The organism is Rhodococcus opacus (genome assembly GCF_012396235.1).
GTDB lineage: Bacteria > Actinomycetota > Actinomycetes > Mycobacteriales > Mycobacteriaceae > Rhodococcus_F > Rhodococcus_F opacus.
Genome location: NZ_JAAXPA010000015.1, coordinates 21511 through 40825, shown reverse-complemented (window position 1 = coordinate 40825; position 19315 = coordinate 21511). Strand labels below are relative to the sequence as shown.

The 19315-nt window shown below is 67.5% G+C and carries 17 protein-coding genes and 2 pseudogenes; 11 read left to right on the top strand and 8 right to left on the bottom strand.

From position 1 onward, the window contains the following. Positions 1–49 precede the first annotated feature (49 nt). From HGB39_RS20580 to HGB39_RS20565, 4 genes are read left to right on the top strand one after another with little or no spacing between them, the layout of a single operon-like run. Positions 50–940: a DUF8832 domain-containing protein gene (locus HGB39_RS20580; protein WP_005575027.1), complete on the top strand. Its 891-nt coding sequence runs from the start codon at positions 50–52 to the stop codon at positions 938–940. Beyond that, positions 940–3210 (top strand): heavy metal translocating P-type ATPase, encoded by a 2271-nt coding sequence (locus HGB39_RS20575; protein WP_005575025.1) that lies wholly within the window; start codon positions 940–942, stop codon positions 3208–3210. Before HGB39_RS20580 ends, HGB39_RS20575 begins: the two co-directional genes overlap by 1 nt. Next, positions 3207–3527, top strand: a complete 321-nt coding sequence (locus tag HGB39_RS20570; RefSeq protein WP_005254339.1) for a metal-sensitive transcriptional regulator — start codon at positions 3207–3209, stop codon at positions 3525–3527. The genes HGB39_RS20575 and HGB39_RS20570 overlap by 4 nt, the downstream gene beginning before the upstream one ends. A gap of 36 nt (positions 3528–3563) precedes the next feature. Beyond that, a complete protein-coding gene (locus HGB39_RS20565; RefSeq protein ID WP_005575024.1) occupies positions 3564–5651 on the top strand; it encodes a heavy metal translocating P-type ATPase in 2088 nt (695 codons plus the stop codon). A gap of 26 nt (positions 5652–5677) precedes the next feature. Here the strand turns inward: HGB39_RS20565 and HGB39_RS20560 are convergent. After that, positions 5678–6357 (bottom strand): annotated as a pseudogene (locus HGB39_RS20560) (DUF2252 family protein); the annotation flags it as partial. Between the two features lie 214 nt (positions 6358–6571). Here HGB39_RS20560 and HGB39_RS20555 point away from each other — a divergent pair. The 6 genes and pseudogenes from HGB39_RS20555 to HGB39_RS39915 form a co-directional block, all read left to right on the top strand. Beyond that, on the top strand, positions 6572–7606 hold the full coding sequence (locus tag HGB39_RS20555; RefSeq protein ID WP_005575022.1) for an extracellular solute-binding protein: 1035 nt from the start codon (positions 6572–6574) through the stop codon (positions 7604–7606). A 42-nt stretch (positions 7607–7648) separates the two neighbouring features. Then, entirely contained in the window at positions 7649–8707 is a 1059-nt protein-coding gene (locus tag HGB39_RS20550) for an ABC transporter ATP-binding protein (protein ID WP_005254336.1), read from the top strand. Next, positions 8704–10503 carry an ABC transporter permease gene (locus HGB39_RS20545; RefSeq protein WP_005575021.1) on the top strand — a complete coding sequence of 600 codons (1800 nt, stop codon included), beginning with the start codon at positions 8704–8706 and terminating at the stop codon, positions 10501–10503. The genes HGB39_RS20550 and HGB39_RS20545 overlap by 4 nt, the downstream gene beginning before the upstream one ends. A 20-nt stretch (positions 10504–10523) precedes the next feature. Then, positions 10524–11876, top strand: a complete 1353-nt coding sequence (locus HGB39_RS20540) for a class-II fumarase/aspartase family protein (protein WP_064080310.1) — start codon at positions 10524–10526, stop codon at positions 11874–11876. Positions 11877–11891: 15 nt separating this feature from the next. Beyond that, entirely contained in the window at positions 11892–12935 is a 1044-nt protein-coding gene (locus tag HGB39_RS20535; RefSeq protein ID WP_005570716.1) for a LacI family DNA-binding transcriptional regulator, read from the top strand. Next, positions 12902–13414 (top strand): annotated as a pseudogene (locus HGB39_RS39915) (recombinase family protein); the annotation flags it as partial. The gene HGB39_RS20535 and the pseudogene HGB39_RS39915, both read left to right, overlap by 34 nt. A 206-nt stretch (positions 13415–13620) precedes the next feature. Here the strand turns inward: HGB39_RS39915 and HGB39_RS20525 are convergent. Both HGB39_RS20525 and HGB39_RS20520 read right to left on the bottom strand, forming a co-directional pair. Beyond that, positions 13621–15306 (bottom strand): FAD-dependent monooxygenase, encoded by a 1686-nt coding sequence (locus tag HGB39_RS20525; RefSeq protein ID WP_005570712.1) that lies wholly within the window; start codon positions 15304–15306, stop codon positions 13621–13623. A 37-nt stretch (positions 15307–15343) separates the two neighbouring features. Then, entirely contained in the window at positions 15344–16306 is a 963-nt protein-coding gene (locus tag HGB39_RS20520; RefSeq protein WP_005249229.1) for an MBL fold metallo-hydrolase, read from the bottom strand. Positions 16307–16498: 192 nt separating this feature from the next. Between HGB39_RS20520 and HGB39_RS20515 the strand changes: the two genes are divergently transcribed. Beyond that, positions 16499–16654, top strand: a complete 156-nt coding sequence (locus HGB39_RS20515; RefSeq protein ID WP_005570711.1) for a hypothetical protein — start codon at positions 16499–16501, stop codon at positions 16652–16654. A gap of 42 nt (positions 16655–16696) precedes the next feature. Here the strand turns inward: HGB39_RS20515 and HGB39_RS20510 are convergent, their stop codons facing one another. The 5 genes from HGB39_RS20510 to HGB39_RS20490 form a co-directional block, all read right to left on the bottom strand. Next, positions 16697–17272: a dihydrofolate reductase family protein gene (locus HGB39_RS20510; RefSeq protein WP_005570710.1), complete on the bottom strand. Its 576-nt coding sequence runs from the start codon at positions 17270–17272 to the stop codon at positions 16697–16699. A gap of 204 nt (positions 17273–17476) precedes the next feature. Continuing rightward, positions 17477–17962 carry an SRPBCC family protein gene (locus tag HGB39_RS20505; RefSeq protein ID WP_005254328.1) on the bottom strand — a complete coding sequence of 162 codons (486 nt, stop codon included), beginning with the start codon at positions 17960–17962 and terminating at the stop codon, positions 17477–17479. 3 nt (positions 17963–17965) lie between these two features. After that, positions 17966–18307, bottom strand: coding sequence for an ArsR/SmtB family transcription factor (locus HGB39_RS20500; RefSeq protein ID WP_005561850.1), 342 nt, complete (start codon positions 18305–18307; stop codon positions 17966–17968). Positions 18308–18376: 69 nt separating this feature from the next. After that, complete coding sequence (locus tag HGB39_RS20495; RefSeq protein ID WP_005561849.1) at positions 18377–18892, bottom strand: putative immunity protein; 516 nt, start codon at positions 18890–18892, stop codon at positions 18377–18379. A gap of 111 nt (positions 18893–19003) precedes the next feature. Further along, entirely contained in the window at positions 19004–19270 is a 267-nt protein-coding gene (locus tag HGB39_RS20490) for a helix-turn-helix domain-containing protein (RefSeq protein ID WP_005254325.1), read from the bottom strand. Positions 19271–19315 lie beyond the last annotated feature (45 nt).

Below are 19315 nucleotides of genomic sequence, written 5' to 3'. Positions count from 1 at the left end.
CACTCGAACACGCCGGTCGAGCCGGCCACTCCACCACAGGAGCCCCATCATGAACGCAACCGGCAAGTTCGCCGGATTCACCGTCGGCCTCGTCGTGATCTTCGGCGCCGCGCTCGCTCTCGGGTCGGTTGCCGGTCCGGACGTCGCCGAGCCCGCCACACACACGGCCGAGGACGACGGCCACGGAGCGGGAGGCCACGACGCCGCCGCCGACCCGACCCCGGGCGGACTGACGCCCACCGCCGACGGCTACACCCTCGAACTCGCATCCGACCAGGTCACCGCCGGTGCCGCGGTCCCGGTGCAGTTCCGGATCACGAACCCCTCGGGGGTACCCGTGACGGACTACACCGTGGAGCACGAGAAACTGCTGCACCTGATCGTCGTCCGCCGGGACCTCGCCGGGTTCCAGCACGTCCACCCGACGCTCGACGCGACCGGAACGTGGAGCGTCCCCCTCGACCTCGCCCGCGGCGGCGACTACCGCGTGTTCGCGGACTTCACCCCGGCAGGCGGCGAAGGCGTCACCCTGGGCACGGACCTGCGCGTCGCGGGCACCTACGACCCGCAGGAACTGCCGGCTCCGGCACCGACCGCCACCGTGGACGGGTACACCGTCACCCTCGGCGGCGCGCTGCGACCGGGAGAGACGTCGAACGTGACCCTCTCGGTGAGCCGCGACGGACAGCCCGTCACCGATCTGCAGCCCTACCTCGGCGCATACGGTCACCTGGTGGCGCTGCGCACCACCGACCTCGGATACCTGCACGTGCACCCGGACGGACATCCCGGCGACGGCGTCACCGCGGCGGGACCCGGGATCGACTTCGCCGTCACCGCACCCAGCGCGGGCGATTACCGGCTGTTCCTGGACTTCCAGCACGCCGGCGCCGTCCACACCGCGGAATTCACGGCCACCGCCGGACCGGAGGACAAGTGATGACCCGCTCGACCGACATTGCTGCACCACCCGATTCCCAGATCGAACTGGCCATCGGCGGAATGACCTGCGCGTCGTGCGCCAACCGCATCGAACGCAAGCTGAACAAACTGGACGGCGTCACCGCGACCGTCAACTACGCGACGGAGAAGGCCCGCGTCCATTACGACGCCGCCGACGTCTCGCCCGAAGACCTCGTCGCCACGGTCGAGCAGGCCGGGTACACGGCGCGACTGCCCGAGGTGAAGCCCCCGGCCCCGGAGGAAGAGGACCCGGCGGCGGAACTGCGGCAGCGGCTTCTCGTGTCGGCGGTGCTGACGGTTCCCGTCATCGCGATGGCGATGATCCCGGCGCTGCAATTCACGAACTGGCAGTGGCTCTCGCTCACCCTCGCGGCCCCGGTCGTGGTCTGGGGTGCGTGGCCGTTCCACAAGGCTGCCTGGACGAACCTGCGGCACGGCACTGCGACCATGGACACCCTGGTGTCGATGGGCACGCTGGCCGCGTTCGGCTGGTCGCTGTACGCCCTGTTCTGGGGCACCGCCGGTATGCCGGGCATGACGCACCCGTTCGAGCTCACGATCGCGCGGGTCGACGGCACCGGCAACATCTATCTGGAGGCCGCCGCCGGCGTCACCACGTTCATCCTCGCCGGCCGTTTCTTCGAGGCCCGCGCCAAACGCCGGGCGGGAGCGGCACTGCGGGCGCTGCTCGAACTGGGTGCCAAAGAGGTTTCGGTGCTGCGTGACGGCACCGAACAGCTGATCGGCATCGACCAGCTCGAGGTCGGCGACCTGTTCGTGGTCCGTCCGGGCGAGAAGATCGCCACCGACGGCGTCGTCGTCGAAGGTTCGTCGGCGGTGGACGCGTCGATGCTGACCGGTGAATCCGTGCCGGTCGAGGTGTCGCCGGACACCGAGGTGGCGGGTGCGACGGTCAACGTTGGCGGCCGAATCGTGGTTCGCGCCAGCCGGATCGGAGCCGACACGCAGCTCGCGCAGATGGCGTGGATGGTCGAGGACGCGCAGACCGGCAAGGCCGAGGTGCAACGCCTGGCCGACCGAATCTCCGGCATCTTCGTCCCGATCGTGATCGCGTTGTCGGTCGCGACCCTCGGTTTCTGGATCGGCACCGGCGGTTCGGTCGCCGCCGCGTTCACCGCCGCGGTCGCCGTCCTGATCATCGCGTGCCCGTGTGCGCTCGGACTCGCCACCCCGACCGCCCTCATGGTGGGCACGGGACGCGGGGCCCAGCTGGGCATCCTGATCAAGGGGCCCGAAGTTCTGGAATCGACGCGGCGGGTCGACACCGTGGTCGTCGACAAGACCGGCACCGTCACTACCGGCACGATGTCGCTGCACGACGTGGTCGCCGCGGACGGCCAGGACGCGGAGCAGGTTCTGCGGTTCGCGGGCGCCCTCGAGGACGCGTCCGAGCATCCCATCGCACGGGCGATCACCCGCGCGGCACGGGACCGGTTGACGACGCTGCCCGACGTCGAACAGTTCACCAACCTCGCCGGACTCGGCGTCCAGGGCATGATCGACGGACACGCGGTGGTAATCGGCCGCGCGAAACTGCTCCGCGACTGGTCGCTGCAGCTCACCACGGAACTCCAGCGCGCCGTCGACGCGGCGGAGTCGGAGGGCAAGACCGCCGTCGGGATCGGCTGGGACGGCCAGGCGCGCGGCGTGCTCGTGGTCGCCGACACCGTGAAGCCGACGTCGCGCGAGGCGGTGGCGCAGTTCCGCGAGCTGGGTCTCACCCCGATCATGCTCACCGGCGACAACACGTCCGCGGCCCGGGCGATCGCCGCCCAGGTCGGCATCGGCGACGTCGTCGCCGAGGTGCTGCCCCAGGACAAGGTCGACGTGATCAAGCGTCTGCAGGCCGAGGGCAAGGTCGTCGCGATGGTCGGCGACGGGGTCAACGACGCCGCCGCCCTCGCTCAGGCCGACCTCGGTCTCGCCATGGGAACCGGCACGGACGTGGCCATCGAGGCCAGCGACCTCACGCTGGTACGCGGCGACCTCCGGGCCGCGGCCGACGCGATCCGGTTGTCGCGCAAGACGTTGAGCACGATCAAGGGCAACCTGTTCTGGGCCTTCGCCTACAACGTCGCGGCGTTGCCACTGGCGGCGGCGGGCCTGCTCAACCCCATGCTGGCCGGTGCCGCCATGGCATTCTCATCGGTGTTCGTCGTGAGCAACAGCCTGCGACTGCGCCGCTTCCAGCCCCTGACCACTCCCACCCGAGGGGAATCACAATGACCGAGCAACCGACCACCGACCACGACCACGCGGCCGGCCACGGATACATCAGCGCCAAGGACGACTACCTCAAGCGCCTGCGCCGCATCGAAGGCCAGGCGCGGGGCCTCCAGCGGATGGTCGAGGACGAGAAGTACTGCATCGACATCCTCACCCAGGTCTCCGCGATGACCAAGGCGCTGCAGGCCGTGGCGCTGGGGCTGCTCGAAGACCACATCAGCCACTGCGTCGTCGACGCTGCCGTCGCCGGCGGCACCGAGGCCGACGCGAAGATCAAGGAAGCCACCGACGCCATCGCACGACTGGTGCGTTCCTGAAACCAGACCACGAGAGCAGCTTCCGAGGGAGCAGGCATGTCTCACGATCATCAGCAGCAGGAAGTGGAACAGGTCCGGAACACCGGACACGCCGGGCACGACGCACACGGTGACCACGCGGATCGGCACGCCGGTCACGGGGCGCACGGTGAGGTGTTCCGACAGAAATTCTGGATCAGCCTCGCGCTGTCGGTGCCGGTGGTGGTGTTCAGCCACATGTTCGCCGACCTCCTCGGCTACACCGTCCCCGACTTCCCCGGTGCGTCGTGGATTCCGCCGGTGGTCGGCACCGCGATCTTCTTCTACGGCGGCGCACCGTTCCTCACCGGCGCGTGGAGTGAGCTGAAGTCGCGGCGGCCCGGCATGATGCTGCTGATCGGCATGGCGATCACGGTCGCGTTCCTCGCGTCGTGGGTGACGACCCTGCAGATCGGCGGATTCAACCTCGACTTCTGGTGGGAGCTGGCGCTTCTCATCGTCATCATGCTGCTCGGACACTGGTTGGAGATGCGGGCGCTGGGGTCGGCGTCCGGTGCCCTCGACGCGCTCGCCGCGCTGCTTCCCGACACCGCCGACAGGGTCACCGACGACGGCGTCACCGAAGTGCCCGTCTCCGAACTCGCCACCGGCGACCTCGTGCTGGTGCGGGCCGGAGGCCGCATCCCCGCCGACGGCACCGTCGAGGACGGCCGTGCGGAGGTCGACGAATCGATGATCACCGGCGAGTCCAATCCCGTCCCACGGTCGGTCGGCGACACCGTGGTCGCCGGCACCGTCGCCACCGACAGCGCGCTGCGCATCCAGGTAGGCGCCGTGGGGGAGGACACCGCCCTCGCCGGCATCCAGCGACTGGTCGCCGACGCGCAGTCGTCCTCGTCCCGGGCCCAGGCCCTCGCCGACCGCGCCGCGGCGTTCCTGTTCTACTTCGCCTCGATCGCAGGGCTTCTCACGTTCGTGGTGTGGTCGCTGCTCGGCAACGTGGACGAGGCCGTGGTGCGGACCGTCACCGTTCTGGTGATCGCCTGCCCGCACGCCCTCGGCCTGGCGATACCCCTCGTGATCGCCATTTCCACCGAGCGTGCTGCGAAGGCCGGTGTCCTGGTGAAGGACCGGCTAGCCCTCGAACGCATGCGCAACGTCGACGTCGTCCTGTTCGACAAGACCGGCACCCTGACCCAGGGCAGGCACGCCGTCACCGGGGTGGTCACCACCGCGGGTGTCACCGAAACCGAACTGCTCGCGCTCGCCGCCGCCGTGGAGGCCGACAGCGAGCACCCGGTCGCGCGGGCCATCGTCGCCGAGGCGGCCGCGAACGTGCCCGCGGACGAGCGGCGCACCGCATCCGACTTCCGGTCGCTGCCCGGACGCGGGGTGCGCGCGAACGTCGGAGGCGTGGAAGTGGCCGTCGGCGGACCGGCGATGCTCGCCGAACTGAACGTGACGGTTCCCGGTGACGTTGCGGCGCAGACGAAACGGTGGGTCGAGCGCGGCGCCTCCGTCCTCCACGTGGTCCGCGACGGGCGGGTGCTCGGCGCGGTGGCGCTCGAGGACGCCGTCCGAGAGGAGTCGCGGCAGGCGATCGACGCCCTGCACGAGCGCGGTGTGAAGGTCGCGATGATCACCGGAGACGCTCGTCAGGTGGCCGACGCCGTCGCCGCCGATCTCGGCATCGACGAAGCGTTCGCCGACGTGCTCCCGGAGAACAAGGACGCCGAGGTGGCCGCACTCCAGGCGCGCGGTCACCGGGTGGCGATGGTCGGTGACGGCGTCAACGACGCGCCCGCACTCGCCCGCGCGGACGTCGGCGTCGCGATCGGCGCCGGCACGGACGTCGCCATCGAATCGGCCGGTGTCGTCCTCGCCGCCGACGACCCCCGCGCCGTCCTCTCGATCATCGACCTGTCGCAGGCGAGCTACCGCAAGATGTGGCAGAACCTGGTGTGGGCCACCGGATACAACGTCATTGCCGTCCCCTTGGCCGCCGGCGTCCTCGCGTTCGCCGGGGTCGCGATCTCGCCCGCGGTCGCGGCGATCCTGATGTCCGTTTCCACCATCGTCGTCGCCCTCAACGCGCAGCTGCTGCGGCGACTCGATCTGGATCCGGAACGGCTGAGCCGGAACTGACCGCAGCCTGCCTCGACCTTGCCGGATCATGCCCCCTGGTGCGCGGCGATCCGCCCGTCGTCGATCGCCTTCCGTAGCGCTGTGGGGTCGCGTTCGTTCTGGTCGGCATAGGTCTCGGCGAACGCAGTGAGCGCCTTCTCGCAATCGTCGTCCGAATCGAGGTACCCGCCGATGGCGAACCGGTCTCCGGCGCGGGCATGCGCATATGCGAGCGCCCTGGCACACAGTCGCCCGTAGAGGGCCATGGTGTCGGGATTCATAGCTTCGATGAGGCGGATCGCCAGCCGAGGAGGATGTCGCCGGCCACCTGCATCAGCCGTTGCCCGGTCACGACGCGTTCGCCCTGGTTCGTGAAGGCCGGGCCGTCCAGGTATTCGGCGAGAACCGACGGTTGCGCCTCCTTGGCCTGCAGGAACAGCGGGTCGCCACCGGGGCCGCGGAGCAGGATGATCCAGGCCCCGGTGCCGACACTGCCCACCCCGACGACTTTCCGTGCCGTCAGCACGTACTCGAATCGGTCGAACAGGACACGTCGGGCGGGCTGCAGGCTGTCGCGGGCCCGGGATTTGTCGAGCGTCTTCCGCACCCGTTTGCGGGTCGAGGAGTCCAGGACGTCGCGGTACTCGTCCAACTGAGCGGCGGCATCGATGTGGGAGTACCAGGCCGCGAGCCCGCCGCGCTCGGCCTGGTAGGTCATGGTTTCGCGTTATTCGTCACCGCAAGCACGGGTGGTTTTCGGTATTCACTGCCGCCGAAGTCCGGGTTGACAGTCGCGATGGAGGGTGGTTATCTAGGTCACAGATCGCGTGGTAGATCGATCTACCACATTCTTACGAAGCCGGATCACCTCCACATCTCGGGAGCTCCGGCTCAGCACAGCGAGGCGGCCGGAGGTCGTGCTCGGAAGGTAGGAGCACTCAATGAGGATCCGGCTGATAGCCGCCCTGGGCGTCATTGTCGCCCTGGTCCTGGGCCTGTCCGCGTGTGGACTGTCCTCGGGACCGAACTCGGTGGCCCTGACCATCTACACCTCACGGCCGAAGGTCATCGCCCAGCAGGTCGTCGACGCCTTCGAGGCCGCCCATCCGGAGTACAAGGGGCGGGTGCAGATGCTCACGCTCGGTGCCAGCGAGGTCTTGCAACGTGTCCGCGCCGAGAAGAACCGCCCGCAGGCGGACATCTGGTGGGGCGGAACCTCCCAGCAGTTCGGGCAGGGCGTCGACGCCGGTCTACTCACCCCGCCGCCGGCGGAGGTAATCGACCGGGTTCCCGAGCAGTACCGCGGGGCGGACAATCTGTGGCTCGGTGAGATGCGGATGGCCGAGGTCATCTTCTACAACAATACGATGCTCACCCCCGAGCAGGCGCCGAAAGACTGGGGTGACCTGGTCGAACCCGACATGCAGGGGAAGATCTTGCTCCGTGACGTCGCCGCGTCCGGCACGATGCGCAGCATCTTCTCGGCTTTGATCGGCCGTGCCGCGGCCGAGACCAGCGCACCTGATGCCGGCTACGACTTCCTGCGGGCGCTGGACCGCAACACCAAGGACTATCCGGCCAACCCGAGCGATCTTTACCTGCGCATCCAACGGCAGGAGGCCCCGGTCAGTATCTGGAATCTGCAGGACATCCTCGTCCAGCGCAGCAAGGGCGCTCCGTTCACTCCGGTCATGCCCGCCTCTGGCGCCCCTGTTCTGCTCGATGGGGTCGGCAAGATCAAGGACGGACCGCACGGGGAGACCGCCGACACCTTCCTGGACTTCCTCCTCCAACCGACCACTCAGCAGATGTTGGCGGACAAGTCCTTTCAACTTCCGACCGTGCCGCTCGAGCAGCCTCCGTCCTGGCTGGCCGAGGTCGGACTCAACGAGATGCCGGTCGACTGGCACACGATCAACGAATTCGAAGCCGGATGGATGGACTACTGGGTCCAGAACATCAAGAACCGCAGCTGAACTCGACCCCGTACCCCACCTCTTTTCACTGGAGCATTCGCCGTGATACCGATCAAACTCGACGACATTCACAAGAACTACGGCACAACCACGACCATCCAGATGGACACCACCATCGCCGCCGGTGAGCTGTTCACCCTCCTGGGCCCCTCCGGCTGTGGGAAGTCGACGCTGCTGCGGATCATCGCCGGCTTCGTTCCCCCGACCAGCGGCCGGGTGCTTTTCGGGGACAAAGACGTCACCACCATGCCGCCGAACAAGCGGGACACCGGCATGGTGTTCCAGAACTATGCGCTGTTTCCGCACATGAGCGTCGCCGAGAACGTCGCGTACGGTCTCAAGGCCCGCAAGATCGACAAGACCGGCCGCGGTCGGCGTATCACCGACGCCCTCGCGCAGGTCGGTCTCGCCGGGTACGAGGACCGCCGCATCGAGCAACTCTCCGGTGGACAGCAGCAACGCGTCGCCCTGGCCCGCGCGGTCGTGATCTCGCCGTCGGTGCTGCTGCTGGACGAGCCCTTGTCGAACCTGGACGCCAAGCTGCGGGAGGAGACCCGCACCCAGATCCGCCGCGTGCAGACCGACGCGGGAATCACCTCGATCTACGTCACCCATGATCAGGCCGAGGCGATGGCCATGAGTGACCGGATCGCGGTCCTCGACGCCGGCCGGGTCCACCAGATTGCCTCCCCACAGACGATTTACCACCGCCCCGCAACGGAATTCGTTGCCCGCTTCATCGGCCGAAGCAACGTCTCCGCAGTGGTGGTGCTCGCGGTCGATGCCGACTCCGCCCGGGTGGGCCTCGCGGACGGAACCGAATTGACCGCGCCGTTGCCGGACTTCGGGCCCGTCACTGCCGGGGACCGGCTCGCGGTGTCGCTGCGCCCGGAGAACCTCGACTTCGTCGCCCCCGAGCACGGACTGTTCAAGGGCCACATCACCGAGGTCGAATTTACCGGCGCCACCAGCACCTACACGGTGGCCTCCGGGGACCAGACCCTGCATGTCACCACCGCGGACCGCGTGGACCGACCCCAGGTCGGCGACAACGTCTGCGTCGGCGTGACCTCCGGGCAGCCCTGGCTGGTGCAGTCATGAGCACCCCCGCCGCGATCGATCAACCTCCGCTGCCCCACACCGCCGCCGCGTCCGCACCGCCTCGTCCACCCCGCAGGTCACTGCGGTCGAGACTGCCCGGGAGTTCCTCGGACCGGTTCGTCTACGTCCTCGCCGCCCCGGTGCTGGCGATCCTGGCGTTCTTCGTCGTCATCCCGATGGCCTACACCGCGATCACCAGCACCGGCGGTGACGGTGCCGCCGACAACTACGGCACCTTCCTCTCCGGCGCGTCCGGCACCGCGCTGATGCTGTCGGTCGGGATCTCCGTCGCGTCGGTCCTCGGGTGCGGCCTGGTCGGGTCGGCGCTGGCGATCCTGCTCAACCGCTTCGACTTTCCCGGCCGCTGGGTCCTCGAGACGGTGGCGATCCTGCCGATGGCGCTGCCACCGCTGATCGGTGCCGTCTCGTTCGTGCTCCTCTACAGCGAGACCGGGATCGTCCCCCGGGCGCTGTCCCAGTGGTTCGGTGTCGACCCCGCGACGGTGTCGGTCAGCGGCGTCGGCGGCGTGTTGCTCGTGCACGTGTTCACCATGTACCCGTTCTTCTACCTCCCCGTCGCCGCCGGGCTTGCCGGCATGGACTCCTCGCTCGAGTCCGCCGCCTACAACCTGGGCGCGAGCCGGTCGCGGGTATGGCGGACGGTGCTGCTGCCGATGCTCACCCCCGCCCTGGTCTCCGGTGCCCTGCTGACGTTCATGATCTCGATGGCCTCGTTCACCGCCCCGCAGCTCTACAACGTGCAGACCCTGACCATGCAGATCGTCTCGACCAAGACCGTCGGCAACCAGGAACTCGCGGCCGCGCAGGCCACCGTCCTGGCAATGGTCTCGATCCTGTTCCTGATCGGCATGAAGTGGTACCAGGGCCGGCGCACCCACCGCAGCCTTTCCAAGGGAATTCAGCGTGACCGCACCGTCAGTGCCGGGCCGATCCGGATCGTCGCCGGAATCGGGACCACGGTCCTGACCGTGCTGCTGATGGCACCGGTGCTGACCATCGTCCTGGTCTCGTTCTCGGTCGACAGCTCGTGGACCACCCAGGTCATCCCGCCGACCTACACCCTCGGCAACTACACCACCCTGTTCACCGACCCGGCCAGCCTGCTCCCGATCTCGGTCAGTGTGCAGATGAGCTTCCTCGCCACGATCGGCGCCATCACCATCGGTGCCTGCGCCTCCTACGTCGTCGCCCGCTGGCGCGGGCCCGGCCGCAACACCGTCGACATCATGGTCATGCTGCCCTGGGCGCTGCCCGGAACGGTCATCGGCGTCAACCTCGTCAACGCCTTCAACGAACCCCAGCCCAGCAACCTCGGATTGTCCCTGGTCGGAACCCTGTGGATCCTGCCGATCGCCTACTTCGTCCGCTTCGTGCCGCTGGTGTTCCGGTCCACCAACGCCGCCCTCGACACCATCGACCCCTCCCTCGAGGAGGCCGCCCGCAACCTCGGCGCCGGCCCACTGTCCGTGCTGCGCACCATCACCATCCCGCTGGTGTCGAAGGGCATCCTCGCCGGAGCCCTGCTCGCCTTCGTCGACGGCGTCGGCGAATACGTGGCCTCGGTGGTGATCTACCCGGCCAGCTACCCGCCGCTGTCGGTGGAGATCTACAACCGCATCTACTCCTCCGAATTCGGCACCGCCGCCGCCTACGGAACGCTGCAGATCGCCCTCATCCTGGCCGTGCTCATCATCAACAGCCGCCTGCAGGGCGACCGGCGCGGCCGCCGCGGCAAAGCCGCCGCCGTCGCCGCACCCGCGGTGCCCACCACCTGAACGAGAAGGCGACACCGATCATGAAGAAACGCTTCACCTCCGCGCGAGTGCCCGGCACCGGCATGGAGCAGCTGTTCTCCACACCCGCACGCTGGCAGGCCTGGCTCGACGTCGAGGCTGCCCTCGCGAGGGCCCAGGCCGACCTCGGGCTCATCCCGGCCGACGCCGGGAAGGCCATCACCCGGGCCTGCGATCTCGACAGACTGGACTCAGACCGGATCAACGGTGAGATCGACCGGACCAGCCACCCCTTGATGCCCCTGATCGTCGAACTGGGTAGAGCGGCCGACCAATACGGCGGTTGGGTGCACTGGGGAGCCACCACCCAGAACATCACCCAAACCGGGGACACCCTGCTGTTGCGGCGCGCCCACACGATCATTCGCGGCCAGATCACCGACATCCTCACCGTGCTCGCCGAGCTCACCGAACGCGGGGCGGAGATGATCATGGCCGGCCGCACCCACGGCCAGCACGCCGTCCCCATCACCTTCGGATTCAAGACCGCCGGGTGGATCGACGAATACGTCCGGCACCTCGACCGTCTCGATCAGATCAGCCCGCGCCTGTTCGTCGCCCTCCTCGGCGGCGCCGCCGGCACCTCCGCCTCCCTCGGTGAGGATCCCGACACCCTGCAACGGGCCGTGGCCACCAACCTGGGCCTGACCCCAATGGCGGTGCCCTCGCGCAGCATCAGCGACCACTTCGCGGAGTTCGTCACCGTCCTCGGCCTGATCGCCACGACCAGCGGCAAAATCGGCCGCGAAATCTACCAACTCATGAAGACCGAATACCACGAGGTCGAAGAACCCGTCCCCGCCGGAACCGTCGGCAGTTCGACAATGCCCCACAAACGCAATCCGCAACTGTGCCAGGACATCATCGGGATGACCTCCGAGATAAGGGCACTCGTGCCGTTGGCCCTCGAATCGGCAATCAGCGAACATGACGCGGACAACGCACCCTCCGCCCTCTTCGACGTCGAGCAACACGCGTGCGAACTGACCGCGGAAACGTTGTCGCGCATCCACCTGATCGTCTCCGGTCTCCAACTCGATCCGCGACGGATGCGCAGCAACCTCGACCTGTCCGGCGGAATGATCGCCTCCGAGGCCATCATGCTGCGCCTCGGCGAAACCATCGGCCGTCAACTCGCACACGAAGTCGTCTACGACGCCGCGCAGACCGCGAGCACCACCGCGACCTCGTTCACCGACGCACTCGCCGTCGATCCCCGCGTGACCTCCCAACTCGACACCGACACCATCAAGAATCTTCTGCAGCCCGACTCCCACCTAGGATTAGCTCCCGCGATCGCTCACCACCAAGCGATCCGCGCCCGTGAGATCGTGGTTTCACGAGGCGAGAATTGACCGGAGGTAGAACCGATGCCCGCGACCGACGACCGCCCCAAACCGGCGACACTGCTCGACGTCGCCGAGCGCGCCGGCGTGTCGCGGGCCACCGCCTCGCTGGTCCTGCGCGGAACCGGGCGGGTCTCCCAACCCACCCGTGACCGCGTCCTCCAGGCGATGACCGACCTCGGCTACATCTACAACCGCGGCGCCGCGTCACTACGGACCCGGGACAACAACGTCATCGGGGTACTGGTCACCACCGTGACGAACCCGTTCTTCGCCGAAGTCATCATCGGCCTCGAAGAACGCCTGGGCGAACTCGGCTATGTCTGCCTGATCGCCAACACCCTCAACGACACCACCCGACAAGACCAACTGATCACCTTCCTCCAGGAAACCAGCGTCGCCGGCGTCGTCATGGTGCCCGCCTTCGGCACCGAACCCGCCGCCATCGACACCCTCACCGCCCGCGACCGGCCCCTGCTTTTCCTCACCCGCCGCATCGGCGACACCGGCAACCTCTACATCGGTACCGACGACATCACCGGCGGCCGCCTCGCCACCGACCACCTGATCTGGCACGGCTGCAACACCATCACCTACCTCGGCGGCCGGGAAGACGCCATCGCCCGCCACGACCGCATCCACGGTGTCCGCGAATCCGCCGCCAACCACGGCTACGCCCCGGACTCGTTGTCCTTCATCGCCTCGCCCACCAACGCCCGAGGTGGACTCGCCGCGGCTCGCGAACTCCTGCAATCCGGTACACCGATCGACGGCATCATCTGCCACAGCGACACCGTCGCCCTCGGCGCCTACCGAGCCTTCCACGACGCCGGACTAGCCGGCACCGTCAAGGTTGTCAGCTTCGACAACGTCGACAACGCCGAACTTATCGAACCACCCCTGACCACCCTTTCCTCGAACCCCCGACAACTCGGCCGCACCGCCGCCCAACAGATCTACGACGAACTCAACGACGAAGAAGGCGCCGACACCACTCTCGTCGAACCCGAACTGATCATCCGGCGCTCCTGCGGATGCCACTCCCCCCGGCCCATGGCGAACCCCTAGACGACCGGCAACAGCTGGAAAATGGTGAACAGCCGCGGCTCGGGATCGTCGAAATACATCGTATTAGGCGCCGCAATCGCTGGTACTGGATCAGGACCCACTCGTTCATCACCGCTCTATGCCTGAAAATCCGGCTGAGAAAGGCGAATTCGATCGGCCAGGCGCTTCGAACTATGTCGAAAAACCTCGACGTGGGTATTTCGACGCAAGTTGATCGGCTATGCCAGAATTTCAGCGCAGACCAGAACCCCGACCATCAGGTCGATGCGTTACGCCGCGCCGGGGTGGCTGCGGAAAACATCCACGTCGACCACGCGGGAGGGACGAAAGCGTCACGGCCCGAACTCGTTCTGGTGCTGAAGCGATTTCGTGGAGGCGACGTCCTGGTGATCACTCGGTTGGATCGGCTCGGGCGGTCGATGCTGCACTTGATCACGCTTGGCACCGATCTGCGTGAGCGGGGCATCGGACTGAATGTGCTCGAGCAGGAGATCGACACTGCCACTGCCGAGTGCCGCGCGATGTTCGGGATGCGCGGCCCGGGCAAGGGCGGTACCGGCACGCTGTCGGGCAACGGCGACAAGGTCGGATCGACAAGACCGTGCCGGTGTACTTCTCCACCGACGACACTTCGACGTCCGCAAGGACTGGGGCACCCCCATCTCGCCCACCTACGACCCCCCGTTCACCCTTCCACGGAAACCTCCGCGCGAACAGCTGCTGCGACGACTCGATCTGGATCCGGAGCAGCTGGCACGGAGGTGATCACGGCGACGACGGGTTCGGTGATTCGGTGCAGCGCAGAGACCAGTTCGTCGACCGTGTCGGTGACCGCCGCGATGTAGGCGTCGGGGCGGATGACCCACACCTCGCCGGGCTTCGCGTCCACCGCGGCGGTGAGGACGCCGGTGCTGTCGATCTCCGACAGCCGGACGAGGCGGATCGGTGTGTGCACCGCTGCAAGGGCCGCGCTTCGGATCTCGTCGACGTCCACACCGTCACCCACGAGGAGCAAGATTCCGTGCCGGGCGATGTCGCGGAGCCGGGTACCGGCACTACCGCTCAGCGTCACCGGGGTGTCGGGCACGAGGATTCCCGGCGCCGCGGCCGGGGTGCAGCCACGCTCGGGGCGCCCGGCGAACAGCCGTTCCGGATCGATTGTGGTCAAGGGTGATTCGACGTACCAGAACGGCTCGGCGAGGCGACCGCTGTCGACCTGCGCCCGGGCCTGCGGGTCGGTGACCGCCGCGGTGAGCACGTCGCACCGGTGCCGGTGCTGGTCCTCGGACTGCGGGACGAGGAAATCCATCGTCGCCGTGGTGACCGCGATGTTCTCGACGGCCGCCGCGTGCCGCTCGGTGTGATACGTCTCGAGCAGCGACTCGTCGGCCCAGCCGCGCAGGACGAATGCGAGCTTCCACGCCGCGTTCTCGGCGTCGGCGACACCAGAATTCAGGCCGCGTGCCCCGAACGGCGACACGATATGCGCGGCGTCGCCGGCCAGCAGCACCCGGTCGACGCGCATCCGATTCGCGACCCGGGAGTGGAAGCGGTACACCGATTTCCACACGATCCGGTAGTCGGTGTCGCCGATGATCTTCCGGATCCGCGCGTCCAGTGCACCCGACTTCTCCTCGGCCTCGAGGTCGTACTCGCCGGGCACCTGCCAGTCGATGCGGAACGTCGAGTCCGGGCACGGGTGGATGAGCACCTGCCTGCCCGGGTTCCACTCCGGGTCGAAGTAGAAGCGGCGTTCGTCGGCCCAGCCCGGGATGTCGGCGGCGATGTCGCAGATCAGGAACTTGTCGTCGAACGAGCGACCGTCGAACGTGACACCCAGTTGCCGCCGGATCGCGCTGCCCCGCGACCCCACGGCCACCACCGCGAAGTCCGAGGTGACGGTCTCCTCGCCGGAGCCGGTGCGGCAGGTGATGGTCACGCCGGTCTCGTTCTGATCCACCGACGTGGCCTCGTATCCCCACCGGACGTCGATCGACGACGTGGCCGCGATCCGCTCGTCGAGCAGTTCCTCGGTCCGCGCCTGGGAGATGTTGACGAACGGCGGGAACGACGAGATGCCGCGGTCGACGAACGTCTGCGCGAACAGTTCGTGGTCGCGGTGGAACGTGCGGGCGCACCCCCACGTCACGCCCTCGTCGGCCAGCTGCCTGCCGACGCCGATCGCGTCCCACACCTCGAGGACGTCCCGCTGCTGGCAGATGGCCTTCGATCCGATCGGGTCGCGTTCGGCCCGTGCGTCGAGCAACGTGACCGGGATGCCCCAGCGTGCCAGCAGCAACGCCGTCGTCTGCCCCACCGGGCCGTTGCCCACGACGGTGACCGTGCCGCCGCGGGTGTGTCGTCTTCCCATGATCCTCGCCTTGTCAGTGGTGAAACGGTGACGGACTTCAGCCCTGCAACTGGTCCCAGACCTCGCGGTCACGCTCGGCGGTCCAGATGACGGGCCGTTCGATGCCCGACAGCTCGTCCCACACGCGGGAGACGTCGAACGGGAGGCAGTGTTCGAAGATCGGCCAGTGCCCGTACTGCTCGTTCAGTGCGGCGTGGGTGGCTTCGAACGCTTCCTTCAGGGTGCCGCCGCGCTGCTGCACCGCCCCGACCTCGGCCAGCATGACCTCGATGAAGTGGCGGGTCTGCTCGATGGCGGCGTCGACGGCCTCCCGCCCGTGGGAGACGGCGCCGCGTCCGCCGATGAGGACCTCCGCGCCGAGCGCCTTGATCCGGTCGAGGGTGCCGGTGGACCAGTCGCGGTGGAAGGCGTCGCCGGTGTAGAGCGCGGCCTGCGCCTCGACGAGGTCGCCGGCGAAGAGGATCTTCTGCTTCGGCAGCCACGCGGTGATGTCGCCTTCGGTGTGTCCGCGGCCGAAGTGCTGGAGCACGAGGTCGCCGCGGCCGCCGCCGAGGTCGATGGTGAGCTTGTCGGCGAACGTCAGGGTGGGCCAGGTCAGCCCGGGCACGGAGTCGGCGGCCTTGGCCAGGCGCGGCATGCGTCCGAATTCGCTTGCCCAGTCTTCCTTTCCACGCTCTTCGATGAGGGCGCGGGTGGTCTCGTGCGACACGATGGTCTCGGCGTCGAACGCGGACGCGCCGAGCACGCGGACGGCATGGTAGTGCGAGAGCACCAGGTACCGGACCGGCTTGTCGGTGTGCTCGCGCAGCTTGCGCAACCAGTCCTGGGCGGCCACCGGGGTGGCGAGCGCCTCGAAGCAGACGACGAAGTCCTCGCCCTCGATGGCACCGATGTTGGGATCCCCCTCGGCGGTGAGGGCGTACACGCCGTCGGCGAGGACCTCGAGGGTCTGCTCCTTCTCACCGAGGTCGGCCGACGAAGCGAAGCTTGTGGGGCTCATGCGATCCACCTAACTAATCAAAGGTTTGATTGATGGTGGCCACAGTAACCCGGATCACAAAATAATGAAAGCCTTGATCAAAAATTGGCCTGGGCACCCCGCGACCCGGCCGACCGAGCGGGACGCTGGTTCGATCTGACGTAACGAGCGTCCCGTTCGTCGCGAGGCATGAGCGTCGCGCCACGACGGAGGGTGAACACGCATGGAGCGGCCCGAGCCCTGTCGATACGCGGACGGGCGAGTGTCCGGATCGTCGACGGGGTGACCGAGGAATACCTCGCCAGCGCCAGGAAGACGATGGACGCCGAGTCGGCGGCCCAGGAGCTGGTCGAGCGGACCGGGGGATGACGGTGTGGCGCGGTTATCCTGCCGCGGGCAGGTGAGTGCAGGTCAATGGAGGGTGGGCCGGTAGATGAGTTCTTGGATGTGACCGTCGAGCGTCCGGTTCTCGAGCAGCTCCAGGTCGAAGTCGGCCCCACCCCGGAAGATCGGGTCCAGCCCGGTCTGAGCGGTGATGACAGGGAAGAGCGTCACCTGCAAGCGATCCACCAGGCCGGCGGCCATCAGCGCCCGATTCATCGACAGGCTGCCGTGCGAGCGCAACGGCACCTCGGACTCCTCCTTGAGCCTGGCTACGACGTCGACGGCGTCACCGCTCACGACGGTCGCGTCCGGCCAGTCGAGGGGTCCTTCCAGTGTCGTCGACACCACCGTTGCCGGCAGGCTCCTCATCCGAGTGACCCATGGATCGCGCACGTCGGACTCCTCGGTGCTCGCGGCCAGCATCTGCGCGAACACCCGATACGTGTTGGCTCCGAAGACCATCCGCTGCTCCGCGCCGTACAGGTCGAGACGATGGTCGAGCAACTCGGGGCCTTGCTTGCCCCAGTAGCCGGTCCAGTCGCCGCCGGCGGCGCCGTAGCCGTCGAGGCTGGAAAAGACGTCGAAGGTGTAGGTCGCGGTCATGTCGTTCTCCTCGAGTGCGGTGTCGATCGGTGTAGGTACAGACTGGGCACCACCGCGAAACTCATCGGCGCCGGATTGACCACAGCGTTGTGCTGGCCTACGACGCGTGGTCGCAACAGAAGTGCCGCGACCTTCGTGCCGGCTCGCCGCCTCGCCCGTGGAAGGCGAGGCGGCGAGATGGCCCTGTGCGGTGAACCGACAGGCTCACGCCTTGATGAGGTCGTCAATCTGGCCGATCGCCTGCGAGGCACCCTCCACCACGCCCATGTCGAGCACCTGCTGGAGGCCTTCGGCGGTTGCGTAGGTGCTGACGTAGGTGGCGATGGTGCTGCCGTCCTTGTCCTGGAAGGAGAACTCGTTGGTGGACACTGGCATCGATTCGATCGGCGTGAAATCCGCGTCGGCGAATCCGTCGGTGAAGGTGAAGCCGGTCGGCTCGTCGACGGAGATGATGTTCCAGTAACCCGCATGCTTGTCGCCCTCGGGACCGGTCATGTAGTAGGTGACCCGCCCGCCGGGGGCGAACTCATGGTCGACCACTGTCGCCGGGTACGTCGGTGGACCCCAGATCTTTTCGAGCTGACGAGGATCGGCATAGATCTGCCAGATCCGCGCTCGGGGGGCGGCGAACTCGGCAGTGATGGTCAGGGTCAGTGCATCGATGTCGTGGCTGACATGGGTGACAGGCATCGTTCATTCCTTCCGTTGGGGTTGCGTTGCGATCAATTCGTCGATGCGTGCGATACGCCCACGCCAGACCTGTTCCAGCTCGGCCAGCATGGACGACACTGCGCGGACTGCTTCCACATCGCCCGTGGCGAGTTGTTCACGGCCGCTGCGTCGTTTGACGAGTAGGCCGGACTTCTGGAGGACGGCGACGTGCTTCTGTACCGCAGCGAAACTCATGTCGTAATTCGCTGCCAGTGCCGAGACGGAATGCTCGCCGGCCAGCACGCGACGCATGATGTCGCGCCTCGTTCGGTCGGACAGCGCGTGGAACAGGGCATCGGCCTGATCCTCATCTGTTTCTGACACACCCAGAACATACAACCGATTGGTTGTATGTGCAAGACTGCTTCAACTTTCGGATGCGAGTGGGTGCCCTCAGCAGTCGAACACCGACCAGCAGATGTCGTTCCGCAACCGCTGGTCGTCGAGTACGAGCTCGCGAATCGCCTCAGGGAGCTGGTCACGCTGCCACCTGCACTCACGTCGTCCGGCGGCCTCGCCCTCACCCTCCGGCGCGGCAGCGCGTGCGGCTTTGATCGCATAGGCGGCAGCACCGAGTTCGTGCGCTGCGACATGCGCGACGGCTCCGGCCTGCCCGGCAGCGTATGCAGCGTGCCGTGCCGCTCCGCGCAGGTCCCTGGCCGCGCCCATCGCATGGCCGCCCGCCGCGCGGGCCTGCATCATCTTGACCTCGCCACGCACCCACGCGCGGGCACGCTCGATCGCCTCACGCGGTCGTGTGTCCTCCGGCCGAGCCGACTCGAACAGGTTGAGGACGTGCTCCGCGCACAATGCCGCCCATAGGGCCAGAAGCTGATGATCCGAGTCGGTGAGCGTCCCACCGCGCCGAATCGTGACGAAGCGAGGGTCTCGGACCTTCGGGAGGATCATGGCTAGAACTTCTATCACTTGCATCCGGCCACAGCACCCGAGGGCTGCGCATGCCACCCGCCTCGGATCTGAATCCTGTGTGCGGGCAGCGCTGGTCGAGCTGGAAAATTGTTACCCGGTTTGCCGGAGGCCGGTGTGGGCAAGGCAGATGTCGGCGAGCTCGTCGAGCGACAGGGGAAGCACCCGGGCGAGGGCCGCGACAGTCGTGAATGCGGGTGTCGCCATCCGCCCGGTCTCGATCTTCCGAAGAGTCTCCGGAGAGATCCCGGCCTCCTGCGCGACCTCGGCGAGGGTGCGATCACCCCGCGCCTGCCGTAGCTGATGACCGAGGCGCTTGCCTGCGGCCAGCTGTTCCGGGGTCAGAGGGAGACGCACCATGCGAGCAGTCTAACCCTGCAGCGGTATGAAAATCCCAGCCCGCGG

Excerpts from the sequence above, each read along its gene's own strand:
- HGB39_RS20580 (WP_005575027.1), top strand. The coding sequence starts at position 50 with ATGAACGCAACCGGCAAGTTCGCCGGATTCACCGTCGGCCTCGTCGTG.
- HGB39_RS20575 (WP_005575025.1), top strand. The coding sequence starts at position 940 with ATGACCCGCTCGACCGACATTGCTGCACCACCCGATTCCCAGATCGAA.
- HGB39_RS20570 (WP_005254339.1), top strand. The coding sequence starts at position 3,207 with ATGACCGAGCAACCGACCACCGACCACGACCACGCGGCCGGCCACGGA.
- HGB39_RS20565 (WP_005575024.1), top strand. The coding sequence starts at position 3,564 with ATGTCTCACGATCATCAGCAGCAGGAAGTGGAACAGGTCCGGAACACC.
- HGB39_RS20555 (WP_005575022.1), top strand. The coding sequence starts at position 6,572 with ATGAGGATCCGGCTGATAGCCGCCCTGGGCGTCATTGTCGCCCTGGTC.
- HGB39_RS20545 (WP_005575021.1), top strand. The coding sequence starts at position 8,704 with ATGAGCACCCCCGCCGCGATCGATCAACCTCCGCTGCCCCACACCGCC.
- HGB39_RS20540 (WP_064080310.1), top strand. The coding sequence starts at position 10,524 with ATGAAGAAACGCTTCACCTCCGCGCGAGTGCCCGGCACCGGCATGGAG.
- HGB39_RS20535 (WP_005570716.1), top strand. The coding sequence starts at position 11,892 with ATGCCCGCGACCGACGACCGCCCCAAACCGGCGACACTGCTCGACGTC.
- HGB39_RS20525 (WP_005570712.1), bottom strand. The coding sequence starts at position 15,306 with ATGGGAAGACGACACACCCGCGGCGGCACGGTCACCGTCGTGGGCAAC.
- HGB39_RS20520 (WP_005249229.1), bottom strand. The coding sequence starts at position 16,306 with ATGAGCCCCACAAGCTTCGCTTCGTCGGCCGACCTCGGTGAGAAGGAG.
- HGB39_RS20510 (WP_005570710.1), bottom strand. The coding sequence starts at position 17,272 with ATGACCGCGACCTACACCTTCGACGTCTTTTCCAGCCTCGACGGCTAC.
- HGB39_RS20505 (WP_005254328.1), bottom strand. The coding sequence starts at position 17,962 with ATGCCTGTCACCCATGTCAGCCACGACATCGATGCACTGACCCTGACC.
- HGB39_RS20495 (WP_005561849.1), bottom strand. The coding sequence starts at position 18,892 with ATGATCCTCCCGAAGGTCCGAGACCCTCGCTTCGTCACGATTCGGCGC.
- HGB39_RS20490 (WP_005254325.1), bottom strand. The coding sequence starts at position 19,270 with ATGGTGCGTCTCCCTCTGACCCCGGAACAGCTGGCCGCAGGCAAGCGC.